We start from the raw sequence: 14631 nt of genomic DNA, 5'->3' as shown, positions 1-14631 counted from the left end.
CAGGGGTTCATGGCACTCTGTGGTAAGCGTCGACGACCACGTATGTGCCCTGCTTGTTAGGTCTGCTTTGGTGAGTGCCTGTATCAGTGGAAGTGGTGCGCCAGTCCATAAAGACGTTGTACTCACCCATGTACCCCGGTTTTGGCAGTGAGTAACAGCCAGTGAGTTCCCAACCGCGGCTGGCCTCAATCTCGGCCAATGTCGAGGGCACGGAGGTGAGTCCCGAACTCTCAACAGAGTGATACGTCAATGCACGGTGCTCTGCTGCGTCAATCCACGTTCCCGCCTTGGGTGCCTCACGGCTAGAAAGGACTACAAAGCGGGTCTGGTTGAAGGGATTGTCCTCCACGGATGATGCGATTCTCACTAGCCCAAAGCGATCACCAATATTGCGGTGTCCTATAGCTGCAAATGGCTCATCAGCGAACTCCTGAGCTATCCGTCCGGCCTCAGCTGTGCTGTCCACCGGAACTCGCTCAGCCTTCGGATAGATTCGATCTAGGTACTTTCGACACTGCCGCAGCGCCTGCCAATGCGAGAAGATCTTCGTTGGCTCCTCATGGCGTTCAACGAGTGCCGCTGAAGCAAACAGATGCTGAGAAACGTCACTGACCACATCGAGTTCCAGATTCCAGGTTCGATCCTGCCACTGCGCTGCGAGGAGGTCCCAGAAATCAGGGACGACGCCACCTGTGGAGTTCTCGACTGGTACAACGGCGTACTCCGCATTGCCTCCCCTGAGCGAATCGACGCATTCACCAATGGTGCCTTGCGGCGATCGGTGAATGGCAAGGTCCTCAAAGATGTAATCAACTACGCTCTCGGAGAATGTCCCTGACGGTCCGAGGAAGCTGATTCGAGGTGATTCCGCGGATGGTTCTTCGCTGGAAAGGGCCATCGCGCCCAAGGCGTGACTCACAGGTTGCCATTCTCTTCGTAGAACTGGGCAGCACCGTCATGAAGGGGCACTTCACCGAGATCCTGTGCTGCGCCGCTAATATCGATTTGCTCCACGACGCTCTGCTGATCTAACTGGTCCAGATTCTCCCAGAAGGCCTGGGCAAGGTCGTAGGCCAGATCGTCGTCCATGCTTTCGTCAACCAGAAGCAGCATCTTGATTGAGATGGTCTCAACATCCTCCGGCTGGTTGTCGTAGGTATCAGCGGGGATCGTGAACTCGTTGTACCAGGGGTACTCAGCCAACAGCTGGTCGCGTTCTTCGCCCTCAATCGGGATGAGCTCTGCCCCAACAGTGGAGGTCATTTCCGTCACCGCTGCCGTGGGTAGGCCGGCTTGAATCAGCGCACCATCAACTTGCCGGTTGCGCATCAGGTCGATTGCTTCATCGAAGCCAACGAAGTTTGCGTTGATTCCATCTGGGTACTCAACTCCGTAGACCGGAAGAATGGCTCTGGCCTCCACTTCGGGTGTGCTGCCCGTGGCACCAGGTGCGAAGTTGCGTCCTTCAAGATCTGAAATGGACTCAATACCCTGGTCCGCACGAACCACTACCTGGTTCGGATTCTCGTAGAGACCGGCCAATACTCGAAGTCCCTCATGCTGGCGACCCTCGAAAGTCCCCTCACCGTGCAGCGCCTCATATGCGATTCCGGCTGTGGCGAAGGTGATGTCTGCGTCACCGCTGGCCATCAGGTTGAGATTTTCCACGCCGCCATTGGAGGCTTCCGAGTGAACAGTGACACCCTCTAGATCGGAGTTCCAGACATTAGACATGGAAGCACCAAGAGGATAAATCACACCAGTGGTGCTGGCTGTGGGGAACCGTAGGTCACTGGCATCCGGGCCATTGTCCTCACCATTACAGGCGCTGAGGGTGAGTGCGGAGATGCTGAGAATTGCGAGGGGTGCGAGGTGTTTCCTCATGGTGATTTCTTTACCTTCCTTGAGAAGCGTCTTCGCTTCGTTTCACATTCGTGGTTACGTGGAGAACAAGTGCTGCTGCCGCCATTCCGCCACCCACCAGCGTGGTCATCAGGCCGGGGATGAACACCAAGAGGCCGGCTGTGAAGAGCACAAACCTTAGGATCGGGTGAAGTGCTCCCCATAGCCATCCCTGCAAGGCCGCGGTCATCAGCACTACGGCCGACAACGCGGTGAGCGCTGGCAGCAGGCTGGCCCCGAGATCGTTTGGGTCCATCAGAAGCCGTGGATTGTAGATGAAAATGAATGGCATGATGAAGCCGATGAGTCCCACTTTGACTGCTGTGAGAGAGACCTTGGTCTCGTCTTCCTGTGCGATTCCCGCGGCAATGTAAGAGGCAAGGGCAACTGGTGGAGTGATATTGGACAGGGAGGCGAAGAACAGGATGAACATGTGGGCTGCCAGCGGCTCAACCCCAGCGTTGGTCAGGATCGGAGCGCCTACGGCGGCAACGATCACGTAAGCAGCCACCCCTGGGACTCCCATCCCCAAGATGATGCTCATGATCATCACCAAGAGCGCTGCGACGAAGAGGTAACCGCCTGTGAAGTTGGCGATGAAAAACCCCAGATTCAGTCCCAAGCCCGTGAGCGAAACAACACCAATGATGATGCCGATGACTAGGCAGGCCACGCCGACGCCGATCGCACTCCGCGCCCCCTCCTCAAGAGACTTCAGGATGTCTTTGGGGCGCATGCCGTCAGAGGGTCGGATCCATGAGGCAGCAATTGCACACCCGATTCCCACGACTCCTGCGAACAGCGGGGTGTAGCCCATGAGCAGGAGGGTCACAAGCACAATAAGTGGCAGTGACAGATGGCCTTTGCGTTTCATCACCTCGAAGGCGCGCGGGAGGTTCTCTCGTGAGATTCCTGAGAGGCCCTGTTTCTTGGCTTCAAAGTGAACCACCAGCAGAATGGCGAAGTAGTACAAAACGGCGGGCAGCACCGCAGCCAGCATGACGGCCACATAGGGCAGCCCCAAGTACTCAGCCATGACGAAGCCGACCGCGCCCATTACCGGTGGGGCAAACTGTCCGCCAGTTGAAGCCACAGCTTCAACCGCAGCCGCCATTCGAGGTGTGTAACCGTTCCGCTTCATCAAGGGGATTGTGATGGAACCAGTGGTTGCGACGTTTGCCAGGGCGCTGCCGTTGATTGTCCCAGTTAAAGCACTGGCAATGACAGCTACCTTGGCTGGGCCGCCAGGGGAGTGGCCGGTGATGGCGAGTGAGATATCGCTGATGAAGTCGCTGAAGCCGCTGTACTTCAGGAAGACGCCAAAGACGATGAAGATAAATACAAAGGTGGCTGAGACCCCGATCGCGATTCCAAAGATGCCTTGGCTACCCCAAAATAGTTGTTGTGTGAGACGTTCCATGGAGTAGCCCGCGTGACCAAAGATGCCACTGATGTAGCCTCCGAAGACGGCATACAACAAGAAGATCGCGGCCAGGATGGCGAGGTTGCGCACAACTCTTCTAGCAGCTTCAAGCGCCACGATCACACCAAGGATGCCCATCGCGTAATCCAGAGGTTCCAGGAACCCTCCACGCAAGGCGATGCTCTCGTAGTTCCAAAGAAAGTAGAGAAAGGGAGATGTCGCTACGAGGGCTAGTAGGACATCCAAGGCGGTGACGTAGTTACTGCGCGTCCACCGTGCTTTGAAAGGCCGGAATATCAGGAATGTCAGGAGGACGAGGAAGACGATGTGCCACCCGCGGAGGTTCATGGCCCCCACAGTTCCTGAAACTGTCGCGAAGAGTTGGAAGGCAGCCCAGATGATGGCTATTGCAGCAACGATGAGGCCCGCACGCGGGCCGAAGCTCCGCTTAGCATCGTTGCCCAGAGTTTCCTGCGCGGAAGTTCCGGGCGTGACGTCTCCGAATTCCTTCGGAGTTTCCTGAGCAGTTGTCGCTGTTGCCATGTATCGCCACCAGGGTGCTTGAGGTTCAGCTCACAGATGCCAGTGAGCTACATCACGTTTAGCGTTCACGATAGCACATTACTGACCGAACGGTTAGTTAGTAAGTTGCTGATGGTGAAGGAGACCTCCGGCTGGGCGGAGTAGGCAAATCAGACCTTTTCTCAGAATTCGTGCAAACTAGGTAGTCTCTCGTGTGCAAAATGGGTACGGAAATTCATACAGTGCGGATGTCCACCGGGGGGTGTCTTCCATTACCGGGATAGCTCACACCTGGAAGTTGACGCCATTGTTGAACTCCGCGACGGTCGTTGGGCCGCTTTTGAGGTGAAAGCTGGGGGTCAGAAGCACATCGACCGTGCAGCGGGTAATTTGCGGCAGCTCAAGGCTAAGGTCTCTGAACAGCGTGAAGCTCAGCTCCAAGCGCTAGTCGTGCTGACCGGAGGCGAGTTGAGTTACACGCGACCAGATGGAGTCCATGTGGTCTCTCTGGGGCATTTGGCTCCCTGAAGGGGTGCGGGAGTTTTGGCTTTTCTTCGCCACTGCGAAGAAGCGTCAATCTTTGCGGAAGAATCGCTGGTGAGCGGGTTGTCCAGTGGTCAAGACTGGTGAATGTCAAGGAAGACGGCCCAAGAATCAAAGGAGATTCGCCATGACCATCACCGCCCCTGAGACATCACGCCAGTTTGCTACCCTGGCTGGCCCTGAGGTCCCGCGGCAGAACGAGCTCTTCACTGCCGCAACCCTGGAGTTCCTGGGCGTCCTGCACCAGGAATTCGGTCCCCGGGTGGAGGCGCTCGGTTCCGATGGCACCCGCAGAAGTAGCACCCGCGACTGGGCTTTGCTGGTGGATCAGCACCTGTCTGAGCCGCCCAGCAGCTTCATCAGCCCGCAGCGGCTGGCTCGTGCCCAGGACAAGGTGATCTGCAACGGCACCGGCATCTCCGCCGGCTTAGTCGACTTCGGCCTGCATATCTTTCGCAATGCCCAGCGTCTGCTCAATGACGGGCGGGCCCCCTTCGTCTCCCTGCCTGGGACTGAGAGTGAGGAGGAGCTTCAGGTCTGGCAGGAGCTGTTCATCCGCGCCGAGCAGCTGCTGGAGCTGCCCGAGGGAACTATCCGCGCCATCCATCTGCGCCCCGGCGAACCTGACCAGGACGATGATGAGGACGGCACCCCCTGCAGCGCCGAGGTTCTCATCTCACGCGCCTCCAACTAGAACAGTTCGGCTGCTGGTGCGCTAATGCACGTAGTCTTTGAGGGTGAGTGCCCCACTTGCCGTCGATGTCCACGGGAACGTGATGACTGACCTCCGGGCTGTGAGCATCGAGCAGCTTGAAGAAGCTGTCAGAGAGACTCCCTGCCCTCTGGCACTGGTGGTGCTGGTCAACCAGTCCCACGGGGAGGTGCTGTTTGGGTTGAACACCTGGCGGAGGGAATATGAGCTTCCCGGAGGGATCATCGAGGAAGGTGAATCGCCTCGTGATGCGGCAGCACGTGAACTCCAGGAAGAGACCGGTATAGCAGCCGCCTCCCTCACGCTGGTGGGCTACGCCCGGTTCAGTATGGCCGCTCCGCCGCGAGAGGAACTCGGAGCGATCTATGCCGCTGATGGCACCGGGCAGCAAGCGCACCCCAGTGACGAGTTGGAAACGTTCGTCTGGAGGGAACCCCTCAGTGGCACCGAGCTGAAGGTTTCAGCCATCGACGACGCCATCGCAGCATGGGTCATCCGGCAGCGGCCAGCCGGCTGATCCCACTGGCGGTCCTTTCACTTGGGAGTGCGTGTCCTCGGCGTTCGGTGGGCACGTTTGTCCATAAATCCGGGGTCGCAACAGCTGAACTGTGGGCATTTGTGCCCATCGAATGAGTTTCTCCGCACGGCGCCCAGCGGGGCTGGGAAGACGCTGCTCCGGCCCGCGTGGATAGGCGGGAGCAACGTTGGGGCGCGGTACCTACTGAGCTGCAGGGTTGGGCGCGCATGCGGCATCAGTGAACTGCCGCCGGAGCAGTCGGAAGCCTTGGAGCAGCCCCTGGTGCACCGCTACGCCGAGAGCAGCATGAGGGTGGCCAGGAGGAGGGCTCCCACCAATGTGCTGAACCATCCGACCTCGGTCAGTTGGTTTCTCCACTGAGAATCAACGAGGAGTATCAGGATCCAGACAGGTCCCGCGGTCAGCAGCGCCAGTTTCCACCAGCGGCCGATGACGAGTCGGTAGAGCAGCATGAGGGGGATCATCAAACTCACCTACCATGATGGCTTTGGAAGGAAAGCCAACTATTGCATCCCCCACCTTTGGATGTGTCCCAATTGCGGGTGATCGGCTAGCTCGGCGGGGGAGACGCTAATGACCTTTGAAGGTGTGCTTGCGCTTGGCCTGGAAGGCGGCGAAGCCCTCTGAATAGTCCTCAGTGGCGCAGAGCGCGGCCTGGGCGCGGTTCTTTTTCAGCACCAGCGACCTCTAGGGCTTAGGCAGAAGTTTGAGGCGTCGAAGTGCTTCAACCCGAGCTGAACGGACTATGACAGAGTTGTCGCATGAATTGGAAGGAAGCCAACGAACGGTCCTGGAATGCGCAGTTCGGGTCGGGACGCTATATGAGCCAGCTGCCAATCCCTTTTGCGGAAAAGATAGTCGCTACGGCTCAGACCTTCGGTATCAATGACGCACTTGAGGTTGGATGTGGTAATGGTCGCAATACGCAGGCGTTCATCGATGCCAACATGGATCTGTGCGGGCTGGACATATCTTCTGTGGCAATTGAGCAAATGCGCCGCCGATTCCCAGAGCGCGCGCACCGCTTCAACATAGGAACTGTTGAGACCTTGCCGCCAGAGATCACGAGCATGGTGATCGGGATCCAAGTATTCATGTTTGGAACTCGCCAGCGATGTCACCGCCATATTCGTTCTGCTCAAAGGCTTGTTCGGCCAGGAGGACTCTTCTGCTTGAGGGCAAATGCGGTCGGGACAGAGGTATGGCCCGCCTATGAGGTAACCTCCGAGAATGCGGACAGCAGTTTCGACATCCGTTACTTGGAAGGTCCTAAGCAATACCTAGACGTACATTTCTTCGCTGCTGCTGAGCTAGAGAACCTTTTTGAAAGCTGGGATCCTGTTCTTCCTCTCGTGAAAGACGCTCAACCCCGCAGGAGCGGCCCGGGCACCTGGATTCAATGGGAAGCCATTTGGCGACGCACGGACTGAGGTATCCACGGGAATTCAGGAGTCCAACGGCTCTTCCCGGAGGTCTAATGACCTTTAAAGGTGGGCCTGCGCTTGGTCTGGAAGGCGGCGAAACCCTCGGCGTAGTCCTCGGTGGCGCAGAGTGCGGCCTGGGCGCGGTTCTCCGCGTCCAGAGACTCCCACAGCCCGATCCGCTCATCGCGGATCTGGGCGACCAGCTTCTTCGACTCCCGGAAAGCCAGAGTGGCGCCGGAGGCAGCCCTCTGCGCCTTCTCCCGGGTGAACTCCACCAGCTCATCAGCAGGCACAGCCCGGGAGAACAGCCCGGCCGCCACCGCTTCTGACCCGGAGATCAGCTCCGCAGTGTAGATCAGGTCCAGGGTGCGGTGGACGCCCAGTCGCTCCACGAACAGGGCATGGCCCCCGGAGTCCAGGGTCGCGCCCAGGGAGGCGAAGGGGGAGCCGATCTTGGCGTCCTCGGCCACATAGACCACATCGGTGGCGATCGCCAACCCCAGTCCCACTCCCAGACAGGCGCCCTGCACCGCAGCGAAGGTCGGTGCCGGGAACTGCGCCATCCGGTGCAGCAGGGGAGTGACCTTCCCTCCCAGGTAACCCAGCACGTCGTCGTCGGCTGGGATAACCCCGGAGATGTCCCGGCCTGCACAGAACCCGCGGCCCTCACCGCGCAGCAGCAGGGCCCGGACCCCGGCTGCCTCGGCCTCCTGGTAGGCGCCCTCCAGCTGCGCCAGGGCCGCCTCATCCAGCGAGTTCAGCTTCTCTGGCGCGCTGAGCACCACCTCGGCCAAGCCCTCATCAATAGTCAGATCAATCATCAGCTGCCTCCGTGTTGGTGGGTCGGGGTCAGGGGCCAGAGTGCTCAGGCGTCGTAGTCCACCACGAGCTTCTCGCCGGTGGGTCTGGTCTGACAGGTGAGCACATAGCCGCGCTCCACCTCGTCCTTCTCCAGGGCGTAGTTCTCCTCCATCTCAAAGTCTCCGGAGACCACTTTGGCCCGGCAGGTGCCACACACTCCGCCTGCGCAGGCGAACGGCACATCGGAGCGGGAGCGCAGGGCGGCGTTGAGCACGGTCTCCCCGGAGGCAGCCGGAGAGGCCACCTGGCCGGTCAGCCCGTCCAAGGTGAATTCGATCTCCATGGTCTTCCCGCCCGGATCGGTCTGCACCCGGCGGCCCTGCTGGCCAGCAGGCTGGTCGGGCCGCCCGGTGCTGAACAGCTCAAAGCGCACCCTCTCCTCCGGCACCCCCCGGGAAGCCAGCTCATCACGTACCAGCTGGACCAGCTCAAAGGGCCCACAGAGGAACCATTCGTCGGTCTCCTGCGTGCGCAGCACATAGTCCAGCAGGGCAGTGAGCTTCTCGGCGTCGATCCGGCCGGTCAGCAGTGGGTTCAGCCGCTGCTCGCGGGAGAGGACATGGTGGACTGCGAACCGGGCCGGATAACGGTCCTTCAGGTCCCCGATCTCCTCAGCGAACATTACCTCGCCGGCCGAACGGTTAGCGTAGACCAGCTCAAAAGTAGCCTCAGGGGAGGAGCGCAGCACTGAGCGGGCGATCGCCATAATCGGGGTGATGCCGGAGCCTGCGGCAAAGGCCACCAGTCGGGCATCAGTGCGGCGGGCCACCGCTTCTTCAGCCAGCTCCTCCGGACGATTCATCGAGGTGATCGCGGTCTTGGAGACGAACGCACCGGAAGGGTTCATCACCTCCAGGCTTGCCCCCGGGATCAGCTCCTCATTGGCCCAGGTGGAGAACACTCCGCCGATGTCACGCTTGATCGCCACCCGGATCTCTCCGGCAACCGGTTCGGTGCAGATCGAGTAGGAGCGCCGCACTTCCTTGCCCTCGATCTGGGTGCGCAGGGCTACATACTGACCCGGGGCGTAGTCGAAGTCTTCCTGCAACTCCGTGGGCACCTCGAAGGTGACCTCCACGGAGTCGGCGGTCAGCCGGCGAACATCCTTGACCCGCAGGGTGTTGAAGGTGGCGCGGCGGCGCGCCGCAGGAGCCGCTTCCGCGGCAGGGGTCTCAACGGTCATTACAGCACCTTGAAGTAGTCGAAGGGTTCCAGGCAGGCCCGGCACTGGTACAGCGCCTTGCAGGCAGTGGAGCCGAACCGGGCCAGCTCACGGGTGTCTAGGGAATTACACCGCGGGCATTTCACGCTCAGCCCCACCGAGACCGGGCCGTTGCGCACCGGGGCGGTGCCGCTGGGCGGGGTGATGCCGTACTCGCGCAGTTTGGTCTTACCCTCATCGGTCATCCAGTCGGTGGTCCAGGCGGGTTTGAGCACCGTCTGAACTCGCACAGGATCATAGCCGCCCTGCTGCAGGGCGGTCCGGACATCTTCGGTGATGGTGTCCATGGCCGGGCAGCCGGAGTAGGTGGGGGTGATCAGTACGACGCCGCCTCCGTCCCCAGTTGCCGCAGCGGCCCGCAGGATGCCCAAATCAGCAATGGAGAGCACTGGGATCTCCGGATCGTTCACCTGGGCGGCCAGGTCCCAGACTGCGGCATCGCGCGGTTCTGTTGGACGCACACCGTCCGGGGAGAGGCGGATGTCTTCAGCAGTGGTCATGGCGGCTGTCACCAGGTGGCTCCGGGGTGCTGGCGGGCCAGCACCTGCATCTCAGCCAGGATGAAGCCGCGCTGCTCAGAGAACCGTCCGGACCGGTCAGCTCCGAAGGCGCCTTTGACCTCAGGGATGCTCAGCCCAGCCTGCTCAATGCTCTGAGTCAGCCGGGACATCACCGGTTCCCGCAGGGTTGAAGGCAGCACAGCAATGCCGGCTTCAGCCAGTTTGGGTGTGGGCTCGGCGTCGTAGAACAGCTCGTCCACATAGGCCCAGACCGCCTCCAGCCCTGCCTGCATGCGTTGGTGGGACTCCTCGGTGCCGCCGGCTAAGCGCAGCAGCCACTGGGCGGAGTGGTCCTGGTGGTAGGCCACCTCCTTGAGCGCCTTATCTGCCACGGCGGCCAGGGTCTCATCGGCGGAGTCCACCAGTCGGGAGTACAGCTCATGGGAGTAGAAGCTGAAGATCAGCTGCCGGGCGATGGTCTTGGCGAAGTCGCCGTTGTCCTGCTCCACCAGTCGGGCGGAGCGGAACTCATCCTCGTCACGGAAATAAGCCAAGTCATCTTCGGTCTTGCCCCAGGCAGTGCCGGCATAGGTGAGGAAGAACCGGGCATGGCCCAGCAGGTCCAGGGCGATATTGCCCAGGGCGATATCCTCCTCCAGCTCTGGTGCCCGGGAGATCCAGTGCCCCAACCGTTGGGCGAGCATCAGTGAGTCATCTCCCAGGATTAGGGCGTAGCGGGCTGTCTCCTCATCGGTGGCCGCCCCGGAGGATCGCAGATCCTCAGGGGTGATGGCATCGCCCACCGAGATCCTGGTGGCGGAGTCCTGGGCAGTGAATCCTGCGGTCTCATTCACAGGTGTGGCACCCCCTCGGACTGGGTGTAGTAGGTGGCGTGCCGATAGGCCTTGCCCTGGGCGGACTCGAAGTAGCCACCCTTGGAGTCGGGGTCGGAGGCTGCGATCTCTGCAGTGGGCACCACCCAGATGGAGGTTCCCTCATTGCGCCGGGTGTAGAGATCCCGGGCGTTGCGCAGCGCCATGGAGGCGTCCGGGGCGTGCAGGGAACCGGCATGCACATGGGAGAGCCCCCGCGAGGAGCGGACAAAGACTTCCCAGAGCGGCCACAGGCTGCGGTCGGCCGGATCAGTGGCGATCACGCCGCCGTCCGGGATCTGCTCTGCATTCTGCTCAGGTTTAGTCATGCCGGAGAGGCCTTTCATGTCTTGGGTGAGGTGAAGCGGAGGAGAACAGGGCTCAGGCGGCGAGTAGGGCGGCGTCGTACTCTGTCTGCTGCTGCTTGGCGGCATAGGCGGCCGCTGCCTCACGGACCCAGGCTCCGTTGTCCCGGGCGGCCCGGTAGTGGGCCAGCCGCTGGTGGTTCAGCGGGCCGTTGCCCTTGACCACGCTGAAGAACTCGTCCCAGTCCAAATCACCGTAGTCATAGTGGCCGCGCTCCTCGTTCCACTTCAGCTCCGGGTCCGGTAGGCGCAGACCCAGTGCCTCAGCCTGGGGGACAATCATGTCCACGAACCGCTGGCGCAGTTCGTCATTGGAGAACCGCTTGATATTCCAAGCCATGGACTGCCTCGAGTTCGGCGACTCATCATCCGGGGGGCCGAACATCTGCAGGGCCGGTCCGTAGAAACGGTCCACTGCGTTCTGGGCCATCTGCTTCTGCTCTTCGGTGCCGTGGGAGAGGCTGTAGAGAATCTCCCAGCCCTGGCGCTGGTGGAAGGACTCCTCCTTGCAGATGCGGACCATGGACCGGCCATAGGGGCCGTAGCTGGCCCGGCACAGCGGCACCTGATTAGTGATCGCCGCACCGTCCACAAGCCAGCCGATAGCCCCGATATCAGCCCAGGTGCGGGCCGGGTAGTTGAAGATGGAGGAGTACTTGGCCTTGCCGGTGTAGAGCTGCTCGTAGAGCTCATCACGGGGGGTGCCCAGGGTCTCGGCGGCGGAGTAGAGGTAGAGCCCGTGGCCAGCCTCATCCTGCACCTTGGCCATCAGCACGGCTTTGCGCTTCAGGCTCGGCGCCCGGGTGATCCAGTTGCCCTCCGGCTGCATGCCGATGATCTCGGAGTGGGCGTGCTGGGAGACCTGACGGACCAGGGTCTTGCGGTAGTTATCGGGCATCCAGTCCCGGGGTTCGACGCGCTTATCCTCAGCGATGAGCTGCTCGAACCGCTCCCAGCCCACACGGGCCTCATCGGCGGCGGCGCGGGCATCCTCAGAGATCTGCTCGGTGGCGGCTGTCTCTTCAACGGGGTGCAGCGTGGGTGACTGTGTGGACATCATGACCTCCTGAATTACTGACCGTTCGTTCAGTATATACCAGTTGTGACGTGATGCACAACACTCCGGTGGGCCTCACTGCGGGGTGCGCAGCCCCTCCAGCAGCAGGGTGACCACCGCATCAGCTACCGGCGCCCCGGAATCCGCCCGCTCCGGGCGGTACCAGTCGACAATGGAGTTCACCATGCCCATGGCCAGTCGGGAGGCGGTGCGGGCGTTAATGTCGCTGCGCAGGTCACCGTCCTGCTGGGCCTGCCGGATCAGCTCAGCAATCCGTAGGGTGATCTCACGGCGGCGCCGCAGTGCGGCAGTCTCCAGCTCAGAGTTCCCGCGCAGCCGCAGCAGCAGGGTCACATAGGGAAGCGAGCGGGTGAGCACATTGACCGACTCGCGGATGATGGTCTCCAGCTCCATCACCGCCGGCACCTCCAGCGCCTCAGCCTCGGCCACCACCTGTTCCAGCTCAGTGAGTGAGTGGCTCAGCGCAGCCTCAAGGATATCTTCCTTGGACTTCACATGGTGGTAGATGGCGGACTTGGAGATGCCCAGCTCCTGGGCCAGCACCCCCATGGAGGTGGCCTCGTAGCCGTGCCGGTTGAAGACCTCCACGCAGACCCTGACCAGGGAGTCCCGGTGATACCCGGGGCGTCCTCGTCTGGACTGTCGGTCGGACTCAGCGGCGGTGAGATCGGTGGTGGGCGGCATTGTCCCAGACTACCGTTCAGCCCAGTCTCAGGGAGCTGCTCAGCGGGGGCGTCTGTCGTAGATGCGGCGCAGCTTGCCCGAGGAGCGGGCCAGGGTCTCCGGCTCGGCCACCTGCACCTGGCAACTGGAACCGATCTTGACCTTGATCTGCCGGGCCAGCTCGGCCCCGGCGGCCTCGGCGGCCTCAGGTGTGGCCTCCGGGCGGCGCTCAATATGCACCGTCATCTGGTCCATATGCTGAGGCTGGGTCAGCTCCAGCTGGAAGTGTGGAGAAAGCCCCTGAATGCTCAACGCGATCTCCTCGATCTGAGTGGGGAAGAGGTTGACCCCGCGCAGAATGATCATGTCATCGCTGCGCCCAGTGATCCGGCCCATCCGGCGGTGACCCGGGCGGTCGGTACCGGGCAGCAGCCGGGTGAGGTCATGGGTGCGGTAGCGGATGATCGGCAGCGCCTCCTTGGTTAGTGTGGTGAACACCAGCTCACCGTGCTGACCCAGAGGCAGTACCTCCTCGGTCATCGGGTCGATGATCTCCGGGCGGAAATGGTCCTCCCAGATGGTGGAGCCGTCCTTGTGCTCCGCGGACTCCCCGGCCACGCCTGGGCCCATCACTTCAGAGAGGCCGTAGATATCGCAGGCGGTGATGTTGAAGGCCTTCTCGATCTCATGGCGCATCTCCTCAGTCCAGGGCTCGGCGCCGAAGACCCCCACCTCCAAGGAGGTCTTCCGGGGATCCAGGCCCTTGTGCCGGAACGCATCAGCAAGGGCCAGCAGATAGGTGGGCGTGCACAGGATCACCCGCGGCCGGAAGTCCTGGATGAGCTGGATCTGCTTCTCAGTCTGCCCGCCGGACATCGGGATCACCGTGGCGCCGAGCTTCTCGATGCCGTAGTGGGCGCCCAGTCCGCCGGTGAACAGGCCGTAGCCGTAGGCATTATGCACAATGTCGCCGGGCTTGGCCCCTGAGAAGCGCAGGCAGCGGGCCAGCAGGGTGGCCCAGCGGTCAATATCACCCTCGGTGTAGCCCACAACGGTGGGCCGGCCGGTGGTGCCTGATGAAGCATGGATGCGCCGCACCTGGTCCATCGGCACCGCGAAGGACTTGAAGGGGTAGGCGCTGCGCAGGAACTCCTTGTCGGTGAAGGGGAACCTCGCCAGATCCTCCAGGGTCTGCAGGTCCTCCGGGTGCACCCCGTGGGCGTCGTAGAGCTCCCGGTAGGCGGCGATGTTCTCGTAGGCATGCCGCACCGTAGCCTGCAGGCGGGTCAGCTGAAGCTCCTCGATCTGTTCGCGGGTGAACAGCTCTTCGGCATCAGGCTTACTGCCTGGTGTGGGAGCGGCGGCAGTAGTGGCGAAGGCGGCTGCCACGGCGTTGGCGTCGTCGTACTCAGTGTCAGGTCCGGCGGGGGAGGGGGCGATGCTCATCAGCGGATCACCTTCTCTGGGTTGAACGGGATAGTGCGGGAGCGTCCGCGGAACACGGCGATGAGGTCTTCACCCCGGGTCACGGCGATGTCATAGACGCCGCTGCGCCCGGCCTGGGCCACCGGTTTGGCCTCAGCGATGAGCTCATCGCCCAGCCAGGCGGTCTTCATGAAGTTGATGTCCACCCCGGAGGCCACGGTGATGGTTCCCTCTTCACCCTGCGGGTGGTTGCAGGCCATAGCGAAGGCGGTGTCGGCCAGGGTGAAGACCATCCCGCCGTGCACAATGTCGAAGCCGTTAGTCATCTCCCGGCGCACGGTCATCCGCAGTTTGGCGTGGCCCGGATCGGCCAGCAGCACCTCCGCGCCCAGCCAGGCGGTACACCGGTCAGTCTCCAGCATTTTGTGGTGCGGGCCGCCCGGTGGCATCGACACGCCCTCATAGGTGGTTTCGGCGGTGGTGCTGGTATCAGTCATGGTGCTCCTGGGGCGCAAACAGCAATTACAGACCAATCGGTCAGTAAGTCAACATAAGCATCAGGCACCTGTGATGTCAAGCAC

The 14631-nt window shown here is 61.6% G+C and carries 16 protein-coding genes; 3 read left to right on the top strand and 13 right to left on the bottom strand.

What is annotated here, in order from left to right:
* Positions 1–7 precede the first annotated feature (7 nt).
* Genes F0311_RS12340 through F0311_RS12330 form a run of 3 tightly spaced genes read right to left on the bottom strand, consistent with a single transcriptional unit; the run spans position 8 to position 3868 of the window.
* Positions 8–919 (bottom strand): prephenate dehydratase, encoded by a 912-nt coding sequence (locus F0311_RS12340; RefSeq protein WP_150462226.1) that lies wholly within the window; start codon positions 917–919, stop codon positions 8–10.
* Complete coding sequence (locus F0311_RS12335; protein WP_150462225.1) at positions 916–1884, bottom strand: TAXI family TRAP transporter solute-binding subunit; 969 nt, start codon at positions 1882–1884, stop codon at positions 916–918. The genes F0311_RS12340 and F0311_RS12335 overlap by 4 nt, the downstream gene beginning before the upstream one ends.
* 10 nt (positions 1885–1894) lie before the next feature.
* On the bottom strand, positions 1895–3868 hold the full coding sequence (locus F0311_RS12330; protein WP_150462224.1) for a TRAP transporter permease: 1974 nt from the start codon (positions 3866–3868) through the stop codon (positions 1895–1897).
* A gap of 649 nt (positions 3869–4517) precedes the next feature.
* On the opposite strand from F0311_RS12330, the gene F0311_RS12325 reads away from it, so the two are divergent.
* Complete coding sequence (locus F0311_RS12325; RefSeq protein ID WP_150462223.1) at positions 4518–5084, top strand: hypothetical protein; 567 nt, start codon at positions 4518–4520, stop codon at positions 5082–5084.
* A gap of 43 nt (positions 5085–5127) precedes the next feature.
* On the top strand, positions 5128–5619 hold the full coding sequence (locus tag F0311_RS12320; protein ID WP_223881312.1) for an NUDIX hydrolase: 492 nt from the start codon (positions 5128–5130) through the stop codon (positions 5617–5619).
* Positions 5620–5909: 290 nt separating this feature from the next.
* Here the strand turns inward: F0311_RS12320 and F0311_RS12315 are convergent, their stop codons facing one another.
* Positions 5910–6104 (bottom strand): hypothetical protein, encoded by a 195-nt coding sequence (locus F0311_RS12315; protein WP_150462222.1) that lies wholly within the window; start codon positions 6102–6104, stop codon positions 5910–5912.
* Between the two features lie 297 nt (positions 6105–6401).
* Between F0311_RS12315 and F0311_RS12305 the strand changes: the two genes are divergently transcribed.
* Positions 6402–7070: a class I SAM-dependent methyltransferase gene (locus F0311_RS12305; protein WP_150462221.1), complete on the top strand. Its 669-nt coding sequence runs from the start codon at positions 6402–6404 to the stop codon at positions 7068–7070.
* A gap of 44 nt (positions 7071–7114) precedes the next feature.
* On the opposite strand, the gene F0311_RS12300 is transcribed toward F0311_RS12305, so the two are convergent.
* The 9 genes from F0311_RS12300 to paaI form a co-directional block, all read right to left on the bottom strand.
* On the bottom strand, positions 7115–7885 hold the full coding sequence (locus F0311_RS12300; protein WP_150462220.1) for an enoyl-CoA hydratase/isomerase family protein: 771 nt from the start codon (positions 7883–7885) through the stop codon (positions 7115–7117).
* A 44-nt stretch (positions 7886–7929) separates the two neighbouring features.
* Positions 7930–9108 (bottom strand): 1,2-phenylacetyl-CoA epoxidase subunit PaaE, encoded by a 1179-nt coding sequence (gene paaE, locus F0311_RS12295; protein WP_150462219.1) that lies wholly within the window; start codon positions 9106–9108, stop codon positions 7930–7932.
* Positions 9108–9647: a 1,2-phenylacetyl-CoA epoxidase subunit PaaD gene (gene paaD / locus F0311_RS12290; protein WP_150462218.1), complete on the bottom strand. Its 540-nt coding sequence runs from the start codon at positions 9645–9647 to the stop codon at positions 9108–9110. Before paaD ends, paaE begins: the two co-directional genes overlap by 1 nt.
* An 8-nt stretch (positions 9648–9655) precedes the next feature.
* A complete protein-coding gene (gene paaC, locus F0311_RS12285; protein ID WP_150462217.1) occupies positions 9656–10501 on the bottom strand; it encodes a 1,2-phenylacetyl-CoA epoxidase subunit PaaC in 846 nt (281 codons plus the stop codon).
* Positions 10498–10848, bottom strand: a complete 351-nt coding sequence (gene paaB, locus F0311_RS12280) for a 1,2-phenylacetyl-CoA epoxidase subunit PaaB (RefSeq protein ID WP_150462216.1) — start codon at positions 10846–10848, stop codon at positions 10498–10500. The genes paaC and paaB overlap by 4 nt, the downstream gene beginning before the upstream one ends.
* Positions 10849–10900: 52 nt before the next feature.
* The gene (gene paaA / locus F0311_RS12275; RefSeq protein ID WP_150462329.1) at positions 10901–11941 is read right to left on the bottom strand and encodes a 1,2-phenylacetyl-CoA epoxidase subunit PaaA; all 1041 of its coding nucleotides are present in this window, start codon (positions 11939–11941) and stop codon (positions 10901–10903) included.
* Between the two features lie 75 nt (positions 11942–12016).
* On the bottom strand, positions 12017–12646 hold the full coding sequence (locus F0311_RS12270) for a TetR/AcrR family transcriptional regulator (RefSeq protein ID WP_150462215.1): 630 nt from the start codon (positions 12644–12646) through the stop codon (positions 12017–12019).
* Between the two features lie 39 nt (positions 12647–12685).
* Positions 12686–14071 (bottom strand): phenylacetate--CoA ligase PaaK, encoded by a 1386-nt coding sequence (paaK, locus tag F0311_RS12265; protein ID WP_150462214.1) that lies wholly within the window; start codon positions 14069–14071, stop codon positions 12686–12688.
* Positions 14071–14547, bottom strand: a complete 477-nt coding sequence (paaI, locus tag F0311_RS12260; RefSeq protein ID WP_396897440.1) for a hydroxyphenylacetyl-CoA thioesterase PaaI — start codon at positions 14545–14547, stop codon at positions 14071–14073. The genes paaK and paaI overlap by 1 nt, the downstream gene beginning before the upstream one ends.
* Positions 14548–14631 lie beyond the last annotated feature (84 nt).

The sequence above is a fragment of the Nesterenkonia ebinurensis genome, from assembly GCF_008711175.1.
GTDB classification, from domain to species: Bacteria; Actinomycetota; Actinomycetes; order Actinomycetales; family Micrococcaceae; genus Nesterenkonia; species Nesterenkonia ebinurensis.
Note: the sequence above shows the minus strand (reverse complement) of the source record. Positions and strands in the feature narration are given on the sequence as shown.

Coding starts and splice junctions, on each gene's coding strand:
- F0311_RS12335 (WP_150462225.1), bottom strand. CDS start 1,884: ATGAGGAAACACCTCGCACCCCTCGCAATTCTCAGCATCTCCGCACTC.
- F0311_RS12330 (WP_150462224.1), bottom strand. CDS start 3,868: ATGGCAACAGCGACAACTGCTCAGGAAACTCCGAAGGAATTCGGAGAC.
- F0311_RS12325 (WP_150462223.1), top strand. CDS start 4,518: ATGACCATCACCGCCCCTGAGACATCACGCCAGTTTGCTACCCTGGCT.
- F0311_RS12315 (WP_150462222.1), bottom strand. CDS start 6,104: ATGATCCCCCTCATGCTGCTCTACCGACTCGTCATCGGCCGCTGGTGG.
- F0311_RS12305 (WP_150462221.1), top strand. CDS start 6,402: ATGAATTGGAAGGAAGCCAACGAACGGTCCTGGAATGCGCAGTTCGGG.
- F0311_RS12300 (WP_150462220.1), bottom strand. CDS start 7,885: ATGATTGATCTGACTATTGATGAGGGCTTGGCCGAGGTGGTGCTCAGC.
- paaE (WP_150462219.1), bottom strand. CDS start 9,108: ATGACCGTTGAGACCCCTGCCGCGGAAGCGGCTCCTGCGGCGCGCCGC.
- paaD (WP_150462218.1), bottom strand. CDS start 9,647: ATGACCACTGCTGAAGACATCCGCCTCTCCCCGGACGGTGTGCGTCCA.
- paaB (WP_150462216.1), bottom strand. CDS start 10,848: ATGACTAAACCTGAGCAGAATGCAGAGCAGATCCCGGACGGCGGCGTG.
- paaA (WP_150462329.1), bottom strand. CDS start 11,941: ATGTCCACACAGTCACCCACGCTGCACCCCGTTGAAGAGACAGCCGCC.
- F0311_RS12270 (WP_150462215.1), bottom strand. CDS start 12,646: ATGCCGCCCACCACCGATCTCACCGCCGCTGAGTCCGACCGACAGTCC.
- paaK (WP_150462214.1), bottom strand. CDS start 14,071: ATGAGCATCGCCCCCTCCCCCGCCGGACCTGACACTGAGTACGACGAC.
- paaI (WP_396897440.1), bottom strand. CDS start 14,547: ATGACTGATACCAGCACCACCGCCGAAACCACCTATGAGGGCGTGTCG.